The sequence below is a fragment of the Pseudonocardia sp. DR1-2 genome, assembly GCF_023717215.1.
Classification (GTDB): Bacteria; Actinomycetota; Actinomycetes; order Mycobacteriales; family Pseudonocardiaceae; genus Pseudonocardia; species Pseudonocardia alni.
In genome coordinates, this window is the sequence record NZ_JAMQOF010000005.1 from 254,850 (window position 1) to 272,405 (window position 17,556).

The 17,556-nt window shown below is 72.6% G+C and carries 15 protein-coding genes and 1 pseudogene; 6 read left to right on the top strand and 10 right to left on the bottom strand.

The genetic code is table 11. The annotated features are described in order from the left end of the window. Positions 1-42 precede the first annotated feature (42 nt). On the bottom strand, positions 43-2,298 hold the full coding sequence (locus ND486_RS16915; protein WP_251785093.1) for a DUF262 domain-containing protein: 2,256 nt from the start codon (positions 2,296-2,298) through the stop codon (positions 43-45). 274 nt (positions 2,299-2,572) lie between these two features. Here ND486_RS16915 and ND486_RS16920 point away from each other — a divergent pair, with 274 nt between their 5' ends. After that, positions 2,573-3,010 carry a hypothetical protein gene (locus ND486_RS16920; RefSeq protein WP_251785094.1) on the top strand — a complete coding sequence of 146 codons (438 nt, stop codon included), beginning with the start codon at positions 2,573-2,575 and terminating at the stop codon, positions 3,008-3,010. Then, the gene (locus ND486_RS16925) at positions 3,007-6,735 is read left to right on the top strand and encodes an AAA domain-containing protein (RefSeq protein WP_251785095.1); all 3,729 of its coding nucleotides are present in this window, start codon (positions 3,007-3,009) and stop codon (positions 6,733-6,735) included. The genes ND486_RS16920 and ND486_RS16925 overlap by 4 nt, the downstream gene beginning before the upstream one ends. On the opposite strand, the gene ND486_RS16930 is transcribed toward ND486_RS16925, so the two are convergent. The 5 genes and pseudogenes from ND486_RS16930 to ND486_RS30050 form a co-directional block, all read right to left on the bottom strand. Further along, entirely contained in the window at positions 6,729-7,157 is a 429-nt protein-coding gene (locus ND486_RS16930; protein WP_251785096.1) for a pyridoxamine 5'-phosphate oxidase family protein, read from the bottom strand. The genes ND486_RS16925 and ND486_RS16930 overlap by 7 nt on opposite strands. A 17-nt stretch (positions 7,158-7,174) precedes the next feature. Then, positions 7,175-7,576: a transglycosylase family protein gene (locus ND486_RS16935; RefSeq protein WP_251785097.1), complete on the bottom strand. Its 402-nt coding sequence runs from the start codon at positions 7,574-7,576 to the stop codon at positions 7,175-7,177. 199 nt (positions 7,577-7,775) lie between these two features. Beyond that, positions 7,776-8,996 (bottom strand): MFS transporter, encoded by a 1,221-nt coding sequence (locus ND486_RS16940; RefSeq protein ID WP_251785098.1) that lies wholly within the window; start codon positions 8,994-8,996, stop codon positions 7,776-7,778. 176 nt (positions 8,997-9,172) lie between these two features. Beyond that, positions 9,173-10,048: an alpha/beta hydrolase gene (locus ND486_RS30045; protein ID WP_374231433.1), complete on the bottom strand. Its 876-nt coding sequence runs from the start codon at positions 10,046-10,048 to the stop codon at positions 9,173-9,175. 138 nt (positions 10,049-10,186) lie between these two features. Beyond that, positions 10,187-10,906 (bottom strand): annotated as a pseudogene (locus tag ND486_RS30050) (DUF1275 family protein); the annotation flags it as partial. Here ND486_RS30050 and ND486_RS16950 point away from each other — a divergent pair. Beyond that, entirely contained in the window at positions 10,796-11,290 is a 495-nt protein-coding gene (locus ND486_RS16950; protein WP_161152389.1) for a hypothetical protein, read from the top strand. The pseudogene ND486_RS30050 and the gene ND486_RS16950 sit on opposite strands and share 111 nt — an antisense overlap. A gap of 89 nt (positions 11,291-11,379) precedes the next feature. Here the strand turns inward: ND486_RS16950 and ND486_RS16955 are convergent, their stop codons facing one another. Both ND486_RS16955 and ND486_RS16960 read right to left on the bottom strand, forming a co-directional pair. Next, positions 11,380-11,871, bottom strand: coding sequence for a Dps family protein (locus ND486_RS16955; RefSeq protein ID WP_251785100.1), 492 nt, complete (start codon positions 11,869-11,871; stop codon positions 11,380-11,382). A gap of 127 nt (positions 11,872-11,998) precedes the next feature. Continuing rightward, the gene (locus tag ND486_RS16960; protein WP_062403334.1) at positions 11,999-12,418 is read right to left on the bottom strand and encodes a universal stress protein; all 420 of its coding nucleotides are present in this window, start codon (positions 12,416-12,418) and stop codon (positions 11,999-12,001) included. Between the two features lie 150 nt (positions 12,419-12,568). Between ND486_RS16960 and ND486_RS16965 the strand changes: the two genes are divergently transcribed. Genes ND486_RS16965 through ND486_RS16975 form a run of 3 tightly spaced genes read left to right on the top strand, consistent with a single transcriptional unit; the run spans position 12,569 to position 15,604 of the window. Next, the gene (locus ND486_RS16965) at positions 12,569-13,567 is read left to right on the top strand and encodes a tripartite tricarboxylate transporter substrate binding protein (RefSeq protein WP_251785101.1); all 999 of its coding nucleotides are present in this window, start codon (positions 12,569-12,571) and stop codon (positions 13,565-13,567) included. Next, positions 13,564-14,094 carry a tripartite tricarboxylate transporter TctB family protein gene (locus ND486_RS16970; RefSeq protein WP_251785102.1) on the top strand — a complete coding sequence of 177 codons (531 nt, stop codon included), beginning with the start codon at positions 13,564-13,566 and terminating at the stop codon, positions 14,092-14,094. The genes ND486_RS16965 and ND486_RS16970 overlap by 4 nt, the downstream gene beginning before the upstream one ends. A gap of 4 nt (positions 14,095-14,098) precedes the next feature. Then, positions 14,099-15,604: a tripartite tricarboxylate transporter permease gene (locus tag ND486_RS16975; protein WP_226357785.1), complete on the top strand. Its 1,506-nt coding sequence runs from the start codon at positions 14,099-14,101 to the stop codon at positions 15,602-15,604. Here the strand turns inward: ND486_RS16975 and ND486_RS16980 are convergent, their stop codons facing one another. Together ND486_RS16980 and ND486_RS16985 are read right to left on the bottom strand one after the other, a co-directional pair. After that, positions 15,605-16,648: an LLM class flavin-dependent oxidoreductase gene (locus ND486_RS16980; protein ID WP_251785103.1), complete on the bottom strand. Its 1,044-nt coding sequence runs from the start codon at positions 16,646-16,648 to the stop codon at positions 15,605-15,607. Continuing rightward, complete coding sequence (locus ND486_RS16985; protein WP_251785104.1) at positions 16,645-17,523, bottom strand: hypothetical protein; 879 nt, start codon at positions 17,521-17,523, stop codon at positions 16,645-16,647. The genes ND486_RS16980 and ND486_RS16985 overlap by 4 nt, the downstream gene beginning before the upstream one ends. Positions 17,524-17,556: the final 33 nt, after the last annotated feature.

A 17,556-nucleotide genomic window follows, 5' to 3' on the forward strand; every position in this document is an offset into this window, starting at 1 on the left:
GTAGGCAGGAGACAGTATCGAACGACCGTATGGCCAGTGCGACTAGACCGTCTGGTCGACACCCTGTCGAGAAGCATCGAGACGCCGCTGCGCGATGTCACGCTCGCGCTCGCCGAAAAGAGCGGCGAAACGCGGGTCGACGGCCATCGCCTCGACCGTCAGGTCCAGGCGCCCGGCCTCCCACAACCGGACGAACCCGTCACTAGGGGTAGTGGATGCGAGCAGTCGTCGGACCGCACCGACCGCTCCGTGCTGCAGCACCATCTCCCGGAAGTAGCGGGGGTCGTAGCCGAGCTCGGTTCGGCAGGCATCCATGGTCGCGAAGACGGCGCGGTCGAACTCTCCGTCCGCCGGGACCTCGAACTCCACGGGCTCGGCGGCCTCGGCCACCTCGCCTGCCGCCTCCTCGCCCAGCCGGTGCACATAGCCGCGCAGGGCGTCGACGGTGGTGAACACGTCGTAACCGAGCTCGGCCAGGCGAGCGAGGTCCGCTTCGTCGGGATCCAGCTCGAGCACCACCGGATGTCCCAGCCCGGGCTGCAAACCCCGCTGCCAGTACAGCTCGGCCACGGTAAGGACGCGGCCGGTCTCGTCGTCGGCGATCTCGGCGTCCCGCTCCGGCGACGCGAACCCGAGCTCCGTGAGCTCGACGACCAGCGAGTCGAGCTGCACGCGGCGGGGGTCCGAGACCGGCGCCTCCTCCCGGACCTCGACGGCGTGCAACTCGCGATTCCAGGGCATCCTGCCGGTGAGCAGGTCGTCCATCAGGCCGGTCGCGGCCTGCCCCAGCAGCTCCCGGCGGGCCACCAGGAACTCCCGGTAACGCTCGACGCGCCACAGGGACGGGTCCTCGGGGATCCACTGCGACCGCCGTGCGGCCTCCGGGAGCGACGCCAGGTACGCCTCCGGCTCGGCACCCGACAGGTGAGTTTCCGACGCCGGGGAGACGAACGCGAAGTTAGCGATCGCATTGATCTCCGCCCGGGAGTAGCCGGCCTTGACGAGCGTCGCCTTGGGGAAGATCTCATGGACCTCGATGGCCGCGCTGTCCGAGCCCAGGACGGTGCCGGTCACCAGGTCGAGGCCGTCGCGGACCCGTGTCAGCAGGTACAGGAGCGGGTAGGACCGAGCACCCCGCCCGACGCCCTCGAAGTCCTGCGCGTCGATGCGCATGTTGCCCTTACGGGATCGACTGAGCGCGGCGATCACGGCGTCGACGCCCCCGGCGTCGACGGTCTCCAGGTCCTTGGCCAGCGCAGTCTCCGCCGAGGCGGCGAACCGGCCGCGCAGTGCGGCGTGGACGTACCAGTAGAGCGCCTTGTCGGCCTCCGCCCCGTCGGTGAACCGGCCACCACGGTTGTGCAGGTGCCGGGTGATGACCGGGACGGCGTAGCGTCCGAACAGGACCCGGTCGTGGTCGACGCCGAGCCTCGTCCCGATCAGGTAGAGCACGTGGTCGACGTGGTGGAGCGTGTGGGTCAGGGCGTCCTGGAACTCGGACGCGGCGACGTTCTCCAGGGCGGAGAAAGGGGCGCGGCCGGTCGCGACGGCGTTGGTGTTGCGCAGCAGCCAGTCGGCGTTGAAGCGGAAGCCCTGCTCCGCCCACCGATCGAGGTTGCGGCGCATCGTCGGGCGTGCGTCGGCCCACTCCGAACAGATCCGGGCGAGCGCCAGGTCCCCCTTGGACAGCTTCGTGCCACCGGAGTTGACCCGGTTGAAGATGTCGACGACGACGTCGACCGTCTTGTCCGCACCGGTGATCTGCTCGATGTGGAACTCGCGGTCGGAGATGTTGATCAGCTTCTGCAGCCGCGGGAGGAATTCGGTGTAGAAGCGCGGCCCGGTCTCCGGGTGCTCGTTCAATGACTGCGCCACTGCACCGATTCCGGATCGGAACAGCGCCGTGACGTCGACCCAGCGTGGATCGTCCTTCATCTTGATTGGCGCGTGGAACTGGAAGGTCTCGTCATCGACGTTGAACCGCAGCCCCGTGAACGCGGCCTGGTCCCCTTCGAAGAACGACGGGGCCTGGCCTCGGATCAGACCATAGAGAGTGGTGACGCGCTGCTGCCCGTCAAGGAGCAGCTGCTTCTGGCCCGCGGTCGAGCCGCCCCCGCGCACGGGTTGGGCATCGCCTTCGGTCTCCCAGACCAACAGCGCGCCGACGGGGTAGCCGAGGTACAGCGAGCGCATCAGACCACGTACCTGGTCACGGTTCCAGACGTACCCCCTCTGGAACTCCGGCAGGAGCATCGACCCCGCGTCGATCTGGTCCAGGATCGTGCTCAGCTTCGCCACTGCAGTCGTGCCCCCGTGCTCGTCGTGCCCACCCTCAGGGTCGACGCGCGCCGCCACGTCGTTACGCCCTTCGTGCGGTCATCCTGCCCGAGCCACGGCCATTGCACGACCGCATCACGATCGGGGATTCCGAAGAAAGTGCGGATCGGACCCAGCTCGCTGAGCGTGCACTGTGGAGCACCCCGCACCTCGTGCCCCGAGCGGCGGTACCCCTCGCGTCGTCGGATGTATACGAACGGTGGCGTTGCCATCACGGAGAGCATGGAGGGTGCGCGTGAGCGCTCGCGAGCTGACGATCATGGTGAATGCCGGGTCTGATCCGCGTCGACGAGCTCGATCGGCGGAAGAGCTTCTCGGTGTTCTGTCCAGGGACCCGGCATTCGTCGAGGCAGGTCTGTCCGCTCGTGAGCCCCGCCTGCCGGCCCCACCCGACGGAGCCAAGGGTGCTGCGGAGCTCGTCGGCGTGGCGGGCACGCTGGCAGTGGTCGGGAAGTGGTACCTCCCGCCCGCCGCGGAGGTTCTGAAATCCGCGCTCGGTGCCTGGTGCGCTCGCGACCGGCGCATCTCCGTCACGGTCACCGAAGGTGACCGGTCCCTGACGTTCACCGGCAGTCCTGGCCCGGAGGACCGAGCTCTGATCGACAGGTTCTTCGAGCACGCCTCGGAGGACCGTCCCACCGGTGACGCCCCCGAGGCGGGCGAACGTCCATGAGCGGCGGTCTGCGCCGGCGTGCTCTGGTGATCGGGAACGAGCTGTACCGCGACAACCGATGGTCCGGCCTGCCGTCGGCGCGAGCCGACCGGGAGCAACTGGCATCGGTACTGCGCGACCGCACGATCGGCGGGTTCGACGTCACCGTTGTCGGTGATCTCGACGCCGAGCGCATGCGCGCGACGATCGCGACGTTCTGCCAGGACGGCGTGGACGACGAGCTGCTCCTCCTCTATGTGTCCGGCCATGGCGTGCTCGACAACGGTGGTGAGTTCACCTTCGTCGCTGCCGACACCGACCCCGACGACATCACAGCCACCGGGGTGTCCGCAGGATTCGTCAACGGCTGCCTTGAGGACGGTTACCCCGCACAGAAGGTCGCATTGTTCGACACCTGCCAGAGCGGCGGCTTCACGGCCGGGTTCCGCACCCGTCCGGTCAAGGGGTCGTCCGTGCCACCCCGTCTCCACATGGCTCCGGTCCGCCCTCGCGGTGTCTACGTCCTCGCCTCGTCGGATGTCGACCAGTACTCCTTCTCCGGGCCGGTCGGCCCCGATGATTCGCCGACTCCCTCGGTGTTCACCGGCGCGGTCGTGGACATCCTTCGCACCGGCGCCGCGGGAACGACCGGCGGTGGGTTCGTCTCTGTCGACGACCTCGCCGATGCCGTACATCACCGGATGCTCGGCCTGGAACCGCCCCAGACGCCCGTGAAGTCGTCCAGCCAGGTCGTGGGGTCGATCGTCATCGCCAGTCGGCCCTCGGGCCGTACCGCAGCCGACGATCCGGCGGCCGGACCCGGGCGAGGTGCTCGCCCCGCTCCCACGATCGTCGAGTCCGATGACGATGCGACCACCGTCCCGGACTGGCCGGCACTGCTCGCCTACTACGCCGACGTCGTCCGGGCCGAGACAGACCAACCGGAGCTGATGCCGGTGGGAGGGGACTGCTACGTCGACATCGCCGGCTCCGAGCGCGTGCTGCGGGGAGACGTGGACAGGGACGGGACGATCCCCGTCCCCGAGCTGGCCGAGACGCTGGTCGCTGCCACTCGGGGCGACCATGGGCTCACCTTGTGGGCGGGTTGGCCGACCGTTGTCCTGCATCGTTCGAGTCCGCGCGCGGACCCTGGTCCTCGATCGCTGTGCGCACCGCTGTTGATGCGCCGGGTCGAGGTCGTCGACGACGACTCCTCGCTGCGTCTTCGACCTACCGGAGACGTCGTTCTCCACCCGGGCCTGGTCACGGCGTGGCTGGAAGACGACGAGGCGGACCGTCTTCGCTGGTCCTACCGCCCTCAGTGGCACGCCGGTGAATCGGCACGCATGGCCGCAGAAGCGGACGACCTGCTCCGGCGGTCCTTCGGTCTTCCGTCGCTCGAACAGCTCCGACCAGAGCACCTGGCCGGCACGGTCGACGTCGCTACCCCCGGTGAAGGAGCCCGCAACGCGGCGATCCTGTTCGGGCTTCCCGGAGCGCCTGCCACGGCCAAGCTACTCAAAGACTACGCCGACATTCTCCGACAGCCGACGTCGATCGCCGGGACTTCGCTCGCTGCCTTGCACCCGGGCGCTTCGCCGGAGAACGGACCCGCCCAGGACGCCGAGATCGTGAGTCCGCTCCCCAGTAACGATGCCCAGGAACAGGTCATCCGCAGCGCGATGACCCGCCGCCTCACCGTTGCCACCGGCCCTCCGGGGACAGGTAAGAGCCAGCTCATCGCGAACACGGTGGCCACCGCGGTCGCTGCGGGCCAGAGTGTCCTGGTCGCGTCGACGAACAACAAGGCGGTTGACGAGGTCACCGAGCGGTGCAACCGCATCAAACCCGGTCTCGTCGTACGGACCGGAAGCACCCGTGCACGCAGGCAGGAGCAAGAGATCGTCGCCGGGCTGCTCCGGGCCCCCGCGACCGAGCCGGTCGTCGAGACTCGGTACCGGGCTCTGCGCGCCGCCGAGCAGCAGTGGCGAGCAGTGCGCAGCTCATTGGACACGGTCGCTCGACACGAGAAAGCGCTCCTGGCCGCTGAGCGCTCCTGTGTCACGGCCCAGGAACAGCTGGGATGGGATCCGGGCCCATGGGCTCGCAGCGCCGCGCCCGGATGGGCCGAACGGGCCAAGGCGCTCGCCCGGGCACGGTGGTTCGGCACCTGGCGGCGCCGACGCTTTCTGCGCGAGTTCGGCGCGTTCCCCGCGGACGGTGGTCCGCTCGAAACGCCCTCTGACGAGACCCGAAGCATCTGCGCCGCTCTTGCACAGTGGGGCGCCTACAACCGGGACCGGACGAGGCTCCGGGACGTGCTCGCCGAGACCGCTGATCCGACCCTGGTCCGCGAACTCGACGAGAGCGAACGCCTGCGCACAGCGAGAGCAGAGGCGCTGATCCACGACCTGGTGGCCCAGCGGGGTCTCGACGGGCACCGACAGATCCAGGAGTTGCAGCGGGCGACGGCGTCGAGAAACTCCGACTGGGGCGAGTTCCGGCGGACACTGCCCTATCTGTCCGCGTGGGCGTCCACCAGTCTGGCCGCACGGCAGTTCCCGCTCGGCCCGAACCTCTTCGATCTCGTGGTGATCGACGAGGCCAGCCAGTGCACGATCCCGTCGATCGTCCCGCTGTTGTACCGGGCCCGCCGTGCTGTGATCATCGGCGATCCGATGCAGCTCGGACACATCACGAAGGTGGATGCCGGAACGGACGCCGAGCTCCGACGACGCTGGACGGTGCCACGTCGCTGGCTGTCGGAGAACCGGCTCTCCCCGATCCGTCACTCCGCATTCGCCGCCGCCGAACAGCGGGCTGCACAGACGATCTTCCTCGACGAGCACTACCGGTGCCATCCGGACATCGCCGGGGTGGTGAACCGGCTCTTCTACCAGGGAAGGCTGACGGTCCTGACCGACCCTGCAGCCGCGAATCGGATCGCGTCGACCGACGCGGCAGTGCGATGGCGCCAGGTGACAGGGCGTGCCACGCGCGGTCCGTCAGGAGGTTCGTGGCGCAACGAGGCCGAGGCCGCTGAGGTCATGACGGTGCTCACCGAGCTGTTCGACGGACTACCGGGACCAGCGACGATCGGTGTCGTCACCCCCTACAAGGCGCAGGCGGATCTCATCGCCGCGCGCTGCACCCGGTTCGGTGGCCGGGTCCGGGTGGGAACCGCCCACAGCTTCCAGGGCGGTGAGTGCGACGTCATGGTGTTCTCCCTCGTCGCCGCCAGCAACGAGGCACCCCGCCGATTCGACTGGATCGACCAGAGACCCGAGCTGTGGAACGTCGCGATCACTCGGGCACGGTCCCAGCTCGTGGTGGTCGGCGACGCAGAGCTGTGGGGCGAACGCGGCGGGGTCGGGGCCGAGCTGCTGGACGCCTCCCGGACGTCAACCACATCCGCAGGCTCGGTTCGGCTCGGCCTCGACGACGATCTCGCCGACCGTCTCTACGGAGTTCTGACCACGGTGGCGGGACAGGGCGTACGGATCGGAGCGACGGTCAACGGTCATACCGTGGACGGATTGCTGCCCGACGGGCGCGCGGTGTTGGTAGGTCCCAGTACCACGACGTCAGCGAACGGCGCGCACCTGCGCCGGGTCCTCGCCCGGAGTCGCTTGACGCACGCCGTCCGCCTACCGGCATGGACCCTCTACAGCGATCAAGCCGCCGATCTGATCACGGCTCCTCTGCGCGGCGTCGAGCAGAGTTTCCTCAAGGCCACTGATCAGTAGTTCCCGACCACCCGCTCCGGTGCCACGAGCACCGCGGCCCGCCGCTGCTCGGCCATCACCCGGTCGTACTCGGCCCAGTCGTCGTGGGTCCCGCCGCACGCGACGAACACGTCCCGGAGGAGCTGCGGCACGTCGACGCCGTCCCGCGGGTCGTCCGGCCCGATGATCTCGGAGCTGCCCTCGACGGCCGCCCACCGCCACCCGGCCCGCCAGTGCAGCGACGTCGCGGGTCGCGCACGCAACGCCGTCAGCTTGACGGGGCCGTAGGTGACGTAGGTGGCCACCGGGGCGCCGGTGACGGGGTGGTCGAGCACACCGGCGTTGACCAGCGAGGTGTGCGGGCGGCCGTCGGCGCGTACGACCGCCACGGTGCACAGCCCGGAGTCCTCGGCGACGATCCGCCGTACCGCGTCCAGATCCATGCCGCCAGTGTGGCGCGTCAGCGCCAGCCGAGCTTCTTGGTGCAGGCGGGCCAGGCCTTCCAGCCCTGCTCGCCCTGCACCTTCTTCGCGATCTCGATCTGCTGGGCCTTGGTGGCCTGCTCGGCGCTCGGCGCGTACTGCCTGCCGCCGAACTCCTTCCAGGTCGACGGCGTGAACTGCAGGCCGCCCTTGAAGCCGTTGCCGGTGTCGGCGTCCCAGTTGCCGGTGCTCTCGCAGTGCGCGAGCTTCTCCCAGGTGGCCGAGCGCTCGACCGACGGGGCCGACGGGGCCGACGAGGTCGACTCGGCCGCCGAGGCGGTCCCGGCGACGCCCAGCGGGGCGGCCGCCATCGCGGCGAACGCGCTGATCCGGGCGACCTTCCGGCCGGTCTCGGTGGGTTTGCGGTGTCGTCCAGCCATGGTCGTTCCTCTACCTCGGGGAGCAGGTGCCGCCCGGGCCGGAGTGCGGGGAGGACCCGGAGCGGCCGACACCGTAACCACGCCGAGACCATCGGTCACAACCCGTGACACCCGCCCACCGCGGAGTACGCGACGAGTGGTCGCCTGCCCGCGTTCACCGACGGACGGAGTAACGCATACCGCTTGCGCCGTCCGCCGATCAGGCTCCGCAGGTCGGCGCGGGGACCGGTTCTCCGGTCGCGGGAACCGGCACACGGCGGCCCAGCACGGCCGCGACGACGGCCAGCAGGGCGACGACGCCGCCGTACACCAGCGCCGTGGGGCGCAGCTCCCCCAGCGTCGCGGCGACGCCCGCGACCATCGCCGGCACCGAGAACGCCAGGTAGGCCAGTGTGTAGAGGGCGGCGAACAGCTCACCGCGCTCGTGCGGGGCCGCGAGCGAGGACATCGTCCCGAACGTGGCGTAGGCAGCCGCACCGAACCCGAGCCCGGCGACGACCGCGCCGACGGCGGCGAGCGCGAGCAGCCCGGTGAACACCCCGGCCAGGGTGACGACGGTGCCGACGGCCAGCAGCCCGGCCGCCGGGACGAGCAGCGTCGACGGCACCCGCCCGCGCAGCGCGAACGCCGTCACCGCGCCGGTCCCGACGAGTGCGACGACGGTGAGCCCGCCGACCAGGTGGTCGTGCACCCCGAAGACCTGCGCGACGACCGAGCCCCCGAGCGACAGGTAGAGCCCGCCGAGCGCCCAGCTGGCCAGCAGGATCGGCACGATCGCGACGAAGCCGGCCCGCACCCGCGGCGGCACCCCGACCCGCGGGCGCAGCGACGCGAGCGCCCCGGGCCGACGGTCGATCGTCTCCGGGATCAGCGCGACCAGCACGGCGGCCAGGACCAGGCCGGCGAGCAGCAGCGCCCAGACCAGGCGGGTCGGGGCGGGCGCGTACTCGACGAGCAGGCCGCAGCCGAGCGCACCGAGCGCCAGCCCGGCGAGCGGAGCGGTCCCGTTGATCGCGCCCGCCCGGTCCGGCCGGTCACCGCGGGCGGCGAGGTCGACCAGCGTCGCGGGCAGCGTCGCCGTCGCCGCGCCGGTCGCGACGCCCTGGACGACGCGCGCGACGAGCAGCCAGCCGACGCCGTCGGCCAGCAGGAACAGCACCAGGGACACGACCTCCAGCGCGATCGCGCCGAGCAGCACCGGCTTGCGTCCGATGTGGTCGGACAGCGACCCGGCCACGAGCAGGGCGGCGATCAGCGCGAGGACGTAGACCGCGAACACCGTGGTCAGCGTGAACTCGGTGAAGGCGAACCGCTCCTGGTAGACGACGTAGAGCGGGGACGGCGCGGACGACGCGGCGAGGAACCAGACGAACGTCGCTGCGACGGCGGCGAACGCCACCGGCGGGGACAGGCGGGGCACGGTGCTCCTCGGGTCGGACGGCCTTCTGAGCATCGGCAACGACCGGCCTGCGACGGGCATTCCCACGCCGCTGCGTGGCCGGCCACCCCAACCGGGCTGCTCCCAGGGGCACCCTCGTAGCCCTCTAAGCCACGAAAGTGCCCCTGGGGGCAACCCCGGGGTGCAGGCGCAGCGGGTCAGGCCAGGGCGGCGCGCAGGGCGGCCCCCGCCTCGTCGAGCAGGGCGCGGCTGTCGTCGACTGCGGCACCGAACTGCAGGAACCCGTGGATCATGCCCGGCGACTCGCGCAGCTCCGCCTTCACGCCCGCGGCGTTCAGCGCCGCGGCGTAGGCGGCGCCCTGGTCGCGGAGCGGGTCGAACTCGGCGGTGACGACGAGCGCGGGCGGCAGCCCGGACAGGTCGGTGGTGCGGGCCGGGGACATGCGCGGGTCCAGGGCGTCCTGGTCGCCGGTGAGGTAGTGACCCATGAACCACTCCATCCAGGCGACGGTCAGCAGTGGGCCCTGGGAGTTCTCGGTCATCGACGGGCTCTGGTCGGCGGCGTCGACGGCCGGGTAGACCAGCAGCTGGAACCGCAGGGCGGGGCCGTGGTCGCGGGCGTGCTGGGCGACGACGGCCGAGAGGTTCCCGCCCGCGGAGTCGCCACCGACGGCGATGCGGGACGGGTCGCCGTCGAACTCCGCGGCGTGGGCGTGCACCCACTCCAGGGCGGCGATGGCGTCCTCGACGGCGGCCGGGAACCGGTGCTCGGGGGCGAGCCGGTAGTCGACCGCGACGACGACGGCGCCGGACCGGTTGGCCAGCGACCGGCAGACCGGGTCGTGGCTGTCGAGGTCGCCGATCACCCAGCCGCCGCCGTGGTAGAAGACCAGGACCGGGAACGGGCCGGTGCCCTCGGGCGTGTAGATGCGCACCGGCACGTCGCCGGCGCGGTCGTCACGGACCGCCGCGACCGGCTCGGGCGGACCGGACACCGCGGCCATCTCCCGGATCATCGCGCGGTTCTGCGCGACGGTCATGGTCTCCGGCGGCGCCCCGCCCTGTTCGGCCATGAGGTTCAGGAGGGCTTCCACCTGCGGGTGCAGCGGCACGGTCGGGGCTCCTTCGACGACGTCGTCCTGCGGGGCGGAGGGCCCCACCTGATCATCCTGCACCCGCCGGTCCCCGACGGCACGGACCACGACCGCGGCCGCGGCCAGCAATGCCGCCAGCGCCGGGACGACGGCCGGCAGGTGCGCCAGCGCCAGCCCGCCGGCGACGGCGCCGAGCACGATCGCCGCGAGCTGGCGCAGCGCCGGCCACCGCCGCCCGTCGCCGGTGGCCAGGTCGGACACGGCGCCGGTCAGCGTGCCGGTCATGTAGGTCGTGGACTGTCCGAGCAGCTGCGCGACGCTGCTCTGCCCGCCCATCGCCAGTGCGGCGCCGGCGAGCAGCGGGAGCGTCGCGCCCGGGGCGAGCGGCCAGGCCACCGCGAGCACGACGAGCACCACCAGCTCGGCGACGAGCGGGACCGACACCGCCGTCGGCCACCGGCGTCGCAGCAGCGACCACAGCGCGACGCCGACGACGAACCCGGCCACCGCGACCGCAGGCGGCAGCAGCCGGGCCGGCTCGGCGACGGCGAGGGCGTGCCCGGCCGTCACGAGGTTGCCGGTGACGACGCCGGCGAACGCGCCGCCCAGTGCGACCACGGCCCAGACGTCCACCACCCCGGCGCACGCGGCCAGCAAGGCGAGGACCACCGCACGGTTCACCGCGTGATCCTCCCGCGGCGGTGGCGCCGGTGGCACGCTGGGCGGGTGCAGCTGCGTGCGACCTCCACCCCGGCGGGCCTGCTCCGTGTGCGCTACGAGGTCACCGCCGACGGCCGGGCCGTCACCGGGTGGAGCGCGCGGGCCTGGCACTCCCACCGGGACCTCGTCATCGACGGACACCCCTACGCGCTGCGGTCGGAGGGGATCGCCCGGTTCGCGCTGGAGGGCGACATCCGGGCGCACATCCAGCGATCGGTCGACCACCCGGACGGGCCGCTCTCCCGCCCGCGGTGGACCGTCGAGCTCGGCGACCTGACCTACCGGCTCACCGGTTCGGGGATCGGGCGCCGCTTCGCCCTGCTCACCACGGCCGACGCCGTCAACGAGGCCGGACGGGTGTGGCGGACCGGCGGACTACGGCCGTCCTACGGTGCGGACCTTCCCGACGCCCTGCCCCTGCCGGTCGGGGTGTTCGTGCTCTGGGCGGCGATGGCGATCTGGCGGGCCACGGTCACCGCGGCCGCCACGGCGGTGCGCTGAGCCGGCCCCGGACTCCACGGCCCCGGACACACCACGGCCCCGGACGTCGTGGTGGGGACGCCCGGGGCCGGTGGTCGTGCGGGTGCTGCTCAGACCTCGCCGCGGTAGCCGGCGGCCTGCGCCTGCCACATCCAGCGGGCCTCCTCCAGCGCGCGGCCCAGCTCGATGAGCAGGTCCTCGGTGAGCGGGTCGGCCTTGCCGGCCTGCTCGATGCGCGGACGCAGCCGGTCGACGGCGGCGTCGACGGTCGCCGAGATCGTGAGCACGGTGTCGGAGTCGGACACGTAGCCCGCCGGGTACTCGGGCAGCCCGGTGTCGCGGCCGACGGTCCGCGCGCGGCCGTCGGGGGCGACACCGATCGCGGCGGCCCGCTCGGCGACGGTGTCGCCGTGCTCGCGGGCCAGGTCGACGAGCTCGTCGAGGTGCAGGTGGACGTCGCGGAACTGCCTGCCGACGAGGTTCCAGTGCGCCTGCTTGGCGACCAGGGACAGGTCGACGAGGTCGACGAGGGTCTCCTGCAGCACGCGGCCGGTGATGTCGGTGGCGCCGCTGTCGAGCGGGCTCGTGATCGGGGTGGCCATGGTGCTCACCGCTCCTTCCGATGTCGGTTCGGGACGTACCGGGAGTGCCCCGCCCTCGGGGCGCCCACACCCGTTCGTGATCCGCCCGACACCCGGTGAGGCGTGCCTGACCTGGGGAAAGTCGAGCCTACGAGCGCGCCGCGTGGGTCACGAGGACCGGGATCGGGGAGTCCAGGATGATCCGCTGCGCGGTGCTGCCGGTGAGCAGCTTGCCGACCGGGCTGCGCCGCCTCACCCCGACCACGAGCAGCTGCGCGTCCTCCTGCGCGGCCAGGTCGAGGATCGCCTCGGCGGGGTCGCCGCCGTCGTCGACGACGCGCACCGCGCTGGTCGGGTCGCCCTCGGCGCGCAGCCCGGCCAGCCGCGACCCGATGGCCACCTCGAGCGAGGCGTGGTCGTGGGTCCCGGTGCCGTCGGCGTCGAACAGCTCCTGGCGTCCGGTGGCCAGCACCGTCAGCGGGGCGCCCCGCAGCCGGGACTCGCGGACCGCCAGGTCCAGGGCGGCGTCGCCCTCGGGCGTCGGGCCGTAGGCCACACAGATCGTCATGTCGCTCCCCATCAGGCGTTCGCGGACGGGACGGAGACTAACCACGCCGAACGGACATACCGGAGAAAAGTTCGTTCTGGTCACAGAGGTCGTAGAGTTTCCGATCCGGACAGTGGAGGACGGAGCGGACGTGTGCCAACGTCTGCCCCCATGCCACGACGGCAGGTCATCGCAGCCCTGGGAATCGTCCTCGTCACCGCACTCGCGGTGACCGCCTTCGCCGACGCCGCCCGGTCCGGGGAGGGACAGGCGGCGCGCTCCAACCTCACCCTCATCGCCCCCGCGGCCGCCGGTGGCGGCTGGGACCTGGTCGCCCGCGAGGCGCAGCAGGCCATGCGCACCGGGAACATCGTCAACACCGTGCAGGTGGTCAACATCCCCGGTGCCGCCGGGACCATCGGCCTCAACCAGCTCGCCGGTCTCGCCGGCGAGGAGACCACCATGATGGTCACCGGCACCGTCATGCTCGGCGGGATCAGCCAGTCCGGCAGCGCGATCAGCCTGCAGGACACGACGCCGATCGCCCGGCTCGCGGAGGACTTCGAGGTCGTCGCGGTCCCGGCCGAGTCACCGTTCCGCACGCTCGACGACATGCTCACCGCCTGGGCCGCGAACCCGGCCGCGCTGCCGGTCGGCGGCGGCTCGGCGGGCGGCATCGACCACATGGTCGCCGCCCAGCTCGCGCAGGCCCGCGGGATCCCCGTCGAGCGGATGGTCTACACCCCGCACCCCGGCGGCGGCGAACTCACGCTGAGCCTGCTGTCGACCGCGGCCGGCACCGTCGGCGTCGGGATCTCCGGCTACAACGACTTCCGCGACCTGGTGGAGTCCGGGCAGCTGAGGGTGCTGGCCGTCGTCGCGCCCGAACGCCTGCAGGGCGTCGACGCCCCGACCATGGACGAGCTGGGCATGCCCGAGGTCGACCTCGTCAACTGGCGCGGGCTCGTCGCCCCCGCCGGGATCACCCCCGAGGCCCGCGCGGAGCTGGAGCAGATCGCCCGCGAGATGGTCGGGACCGAGTCCTGGGGCGAGGCCGTGACCCGCAACCGCTGGGTGCGCAGCGAGACCTACGGCGAGGACTACGACCGCTACCTGGTCTCCGAGCAGTCCCGCATCGACGACCTCCTGAAGGAGCTGGGGCTGGCATGAGCGGCCGTCCTGCACACCTGTCCCGGGGCGCGCTCGTCGTGCCCGCGATCCTCGCCGCGCTGGGGGTCTTCCTCACCTACGGCACACTGACCATGCAGGTCGTCGGCGACGGCGGCCTGTTCGGCCCGACCACCATGCCGTGGATCGTCGCGATCCTGTGCTACGTGGTCGCCGCGCTGCTGGCGTTCGACATCCTGCGGCCACGGCCGGAGTTCGACGCCCCGGCACCGGCCGCGGCGGGCACCGGCGACGGCACCGCAGGCGGGGACACGCCGGCCGACACCGGGGTGAACGCCCCGGCCGTGCTGACCGCGGTCGGCGGCGTGGCCGCGTTCATCGTCGTCCTGCCCTACCTGGGTTGGATCCTGTCCGCGACCGGGCTGTTCGTCGCCGTCGCCGCCGCCCTGGGCAACCGGCGCTGGCCGGCGATGGCGCTCGGCGGGCTCGCCGTGTCCTCGGCGGTCCAGGTCGTGTTCAGCATGCTGCTCGGGATCTCGCTGCCCGCCGGCTTCGTCGGGGGGTTGTAGACCCGTGGAACAGCTGACCAACCTGCTCGGCGGCTTCGCCGACATCCTCAGCCCGTCCGCACTGCTGTTCGTGTTCCTCGGTGCGCTGATGGGCACCGCGGTCGGGGTCCTGCCGGGGCTGGGCTCGGCGATGGCCGTGGCGCTGCTGCTGCCGCTGACCTTCGTCCTCGAACCGACCAGCGCGCTGATCATGTTCACCGGCATCTACTTCGGTGGCCTGTTCGGCGACTCCATCGCCGGGTTCCTCATGAACACCCCCGGCAACTCCACCGCCATCGCCAGCACCTTCGAAGGTCACCGGATGGCCCTGCGCGGCAAGGCGGCCCAGGCGCTGGCCACCGGCGCGATCGGCGCGTTCATCGGCGGCATGGTCGCCTCGGCGCTCGTCGTGTTCTTCGCCCCGACCCTCGCCCGGCTCGCCACCGGCTTCGGCCCCGCCGAGTTCCTCGCGCTCGCCGTGTTCGCCTTCGTCGCGATCTCCGCCGTCGTCGCCGACTCCGCGATCCGCGGCGTCGCCGCGCTCGCGATCGGACTCACCCTCGCCCTGGTCGGGATCGACCAGCCGACCGGCACCCCGCGGTTCTCCTTCGGGTTCTCCCCGCTGCTCGACGGCGTCTCCATCGTCGTGATCACGGTGTCGCTGCTGGCGCTGGGCGAGGTGTTCAGCCAGGCCGCGAAGGTCGGCCGGGCCGAGGAGACCAGGGCCGTCATGCCGACCGGCCGATGGTGGCTGTCGAAGGCCGAGTTCCGCCAGGCGCTGCCCGCGTGGCTGCGCGGCACCGCGATCGGCGTCCCGTTCGGTGTCATCCCGGCCGGTGGCGCCGAGGTGCCGACGTTCCTGGCCTACGGGACCGAGCGCAGGCTCGACCGGCGCAAGGCCGAGCCGACCTTCGGGAAGGGCGCCATCGAGGGCGTCGCGGCTCCGGAGGCCGCGGGCAACGCCACCGCGGGCACCGCGATGGGCGCGCTCCTCGCGCTGGGCCTGCCCACCTCCGCGACGGCGGCGATCCTGCTCGCCGCGTTCCAGCAGTACGGCCTGCAGCCGGGCCCGCTGCTGCTGGAGCGCTCCGGGGACATCGTGTGGGCGCTGCTCGCCGGGTTCTTCCTGGCGATGATCGTGCTGCTGATCCTCAACCTGCCGTTCGCGCCGCTGTGGGCGCAGTTGCTGCGGGTCCCGAAGTCCTACCTGTACGCGGGCATCGCGGTGTTCGCCGCGTTCGGCGTGTACGCCTCCGGGGCGAGCCAGGTCGACCTGGTGATCATGCTGGTGGTGGGTGTGCTCGGGCTGGCGATGCGGCTCTACGACATCCCCGTCGCGCCGGTGCTGATCGCGGTGATCCTCGGGCCGCTGGCGGAGTACTCGCTGCGCGACGCGATGGGCAACTCCGACAACGACCCGGCGGTGCTGGTGTCGAGCCCGATCACCGTGGTGCTGTACCTGCTGCTCCTCGCCGGCCTGGGCTGGACGGCGTGGCGCCGGTTCGCCGAGAAGCGCGCCGCCGACGTGTGATCACCCCGCGGCGCGGGCCAGCTCGACGGCCCGCGCCAGGGTGGTGAGGCGCTCGTCGAGGGTCTCCCCCGCGGGGTAGAGCCGGACGGTGCCGACGCCGGCGGCGGCCCAGTCCCGCAACCGCGCGGCGACCCGTTCCTCGGTGCCGACCAGCGTCGTTCCCAGCACCATCTCGTCGGTGACCAGGGCCGCGGCGCCGGCCCGGTCCCCGCCCTGCCAGGCGGCGCGGACGGCGTCGGCCCGCTCGCCCCAGCCCTGGCGGCGGTAGGCGTCGAAGTAGAAGTTCCGCTGGGCGGTGCCCATCCCGCCGAGGCTGAACGCGATGCCGGGGCGGCGGGCGTCGACCATCGCCGCCTGGTCGGCCTCGTCGGCGGCGAAGGCGACCTCGGCGCCCTGGCAGATCTCGATCGCGGACCGGTCCCGCCCGGCGGCGCGCAGACCGGTGTCGAGGTGGGCGAGGTAGGCGTCGGCGCCCTCCGGGACGAAGCTCGTGCCCAGCCAGCCGTCGGCGACCCGCCCGGTGAGTTCCAGCATCCGCGGGGACAGCGCCGCGACGAACACCGGCAGGTCCGGCACCGGCGTGGCCGACAGCCGCATCGGGCGGCCCTCACCGCCGGGCAGTGGGATCGCGACGGTCTCGCCGTCGTAGGCGATGCGCTCCCCCGCGCAGGCGGCCCGGACCACCTCGATCGTCTCGCGCAGCCGGGTGAGCGGGCGGGCGAACGGCACCCCGTGCAGTCCCTCGATCACCTGGGGGCCGGACGGGCCGAGCCCGAGCAGGAACCGGCCCTGCGACATGTCGTGCAGGGTCAGCGCGGCCTGGGCGATCGCGACCGGCGAGCGGGTGCCGACCTGGATCACCCCGGAACCGAGCCGGATGCGTCCGGTTCTCGCGGCGAGGTAGCCCAGCGCGGACGGCGCGTCGGACCCCCACGCCTCGGCGACCCAGCAGTCGTCGAGGCCCAGCCTCTCGGCCTCGACGACGAACTCGACGGTCTCGCGCCAGTCACCGCCGGAGGCCTCGACCGTCGTGGCCGTCCTCATCGGCCGTCCCGGACGAGCCCGACCGGTCCGTGTACGGGCACGTCCCCGGCGGCGAGTACCGCCGTGGCCATCGGCGCCAGCAGCGCGGCGAGCTCGGCGGTCCGTTCCGGGCCCAGGGCGGCCCACGGGCGGGCGGCGGCCCGGTCGGTCAGCCGTTCGATCTCGTCGTGCTCGTCGGCGCCGGCGGTGGTGAGCGCGCCGGTGGCGTCGACCCAGCCGCGGGCCCGCAGGTCCTCCGCGCCGGCCGCCCAGGCGTCCGGGTCGACGCCGCGGGCGGTGCGCAGCCACTCGCCGTCGGTCTCCCCGGCGGCGATCTTGAGGTGGTGCGCGGCGACCGGGCCGACACCCCGCGCGACCAGGACCGCGACGTGGCCGTCCCCGCGGTGCTCGCGCAGCGTCGTCGTCGCCTGCCAGAGGGCCTCGAGGTCGCCGTCGGGGCGGGGCAGCGCGGCGTTCGCGGCGGCGAGGACGCGGCCGTCGGCGTCGACCTCCCCGGCGGCGGCCCAGGCGAGCTCCGCGGCCCGGTGCAGTGCGGCCGGGTCGGCGCCGTCGAGCCCGGACCGGCGCAGCGCGGCGGCGGAACCGGCGAGCCGGGCCGCGAGCGCCCCGTCGGGGGTCCCGAGCGACCAGACCCCGGGCAGCGCACGGGCGACCATCGACGGGTGGAAGCCGTGGAACGCGGCCGTCACCGGAGCCGCGCCCACCGGCCCCAGCGGGGCGGCGCGCATCGCGAAGTAGCCGCGCCAGAACCCGCGGAACCCGGCCGCCTCGGCGGCCGCCCGCGCCTCGGGGGCGAAGTACACGACGTCGTGGACCGGTTCGAGCTCGGCCCAGAGCGCCCGCGCGGCCTGCACCGCGATGTCGGGGACGGTCACCACCGCACCGTAGTGCGGCGGTGACCGTCCCGG

Bases quoted from the DNA above. Each gene is read 5' to 3' on its own strand.
- ND486_RS16925 (WP_251785095.1), top strand. From the start codon at position 3,007: ATGAGCGGCGGTCTGCGCCGGCGTGCTCTGGTGATCGGGAACGAGCTG.
- ND486_RS16930 (WP_251785096.1), bottom strand. From the start codon at position 7,157: ATGGATCTGGACGCGGTACGGCGGATCGTCGCCGAGGACTCCGGGCTG.
- ND486_RS16935 (WP_251785097.1), bottom strand. From the start codon at position 7,576: ATGGCTGGACGACACCGCAAACCCACCGAGACCGGCCGGAAGGTCGCC.
- ND486_RS30045 (WP_374231433.1), bottom strand. From the start codon at position 10,048: ATGGCCGAACAGGGCGGGGCGCCGCCGGAGACCATGACCGTCGCGCAG.
- ND486_RS16955 (WP_251785100.1), bottom strand. From the start codon at position 11,871: ATGGCCACCCCGATCACGAGCCCGCTCGACAGCGGCGCCACCGACATC.
- ND486_RS16960 (WP_062403334.1), bottom strand. From the start codon at position 12,418: ATGACGATCTGTGTGGCCTACGGCCCGACGCCCGAGGGCGACGCCGCC.
- ND486_RS16965 (WP_251785101.1), top strand. From the start codon at position 12,569: ATGCCACGACGGCAGGTCATCGCAGCCCTGGGAATCGTCCTCGTCACC.
- ND486_RS16970 (WP_251785102.1), top strand. From the start codon at position 13,564: ATGAGCGGCCGTCCTGCACACCTGTCCCGGGGCGCGCTCGTCGTGCCC.
- ND486_RS16980 (WP_251785103.1), bottom strand. From the start codon at position 16,648: ATGAGGACGGCCACGACGGTCGAGGCCTCCGGCGGTGACTGGCGCGAG.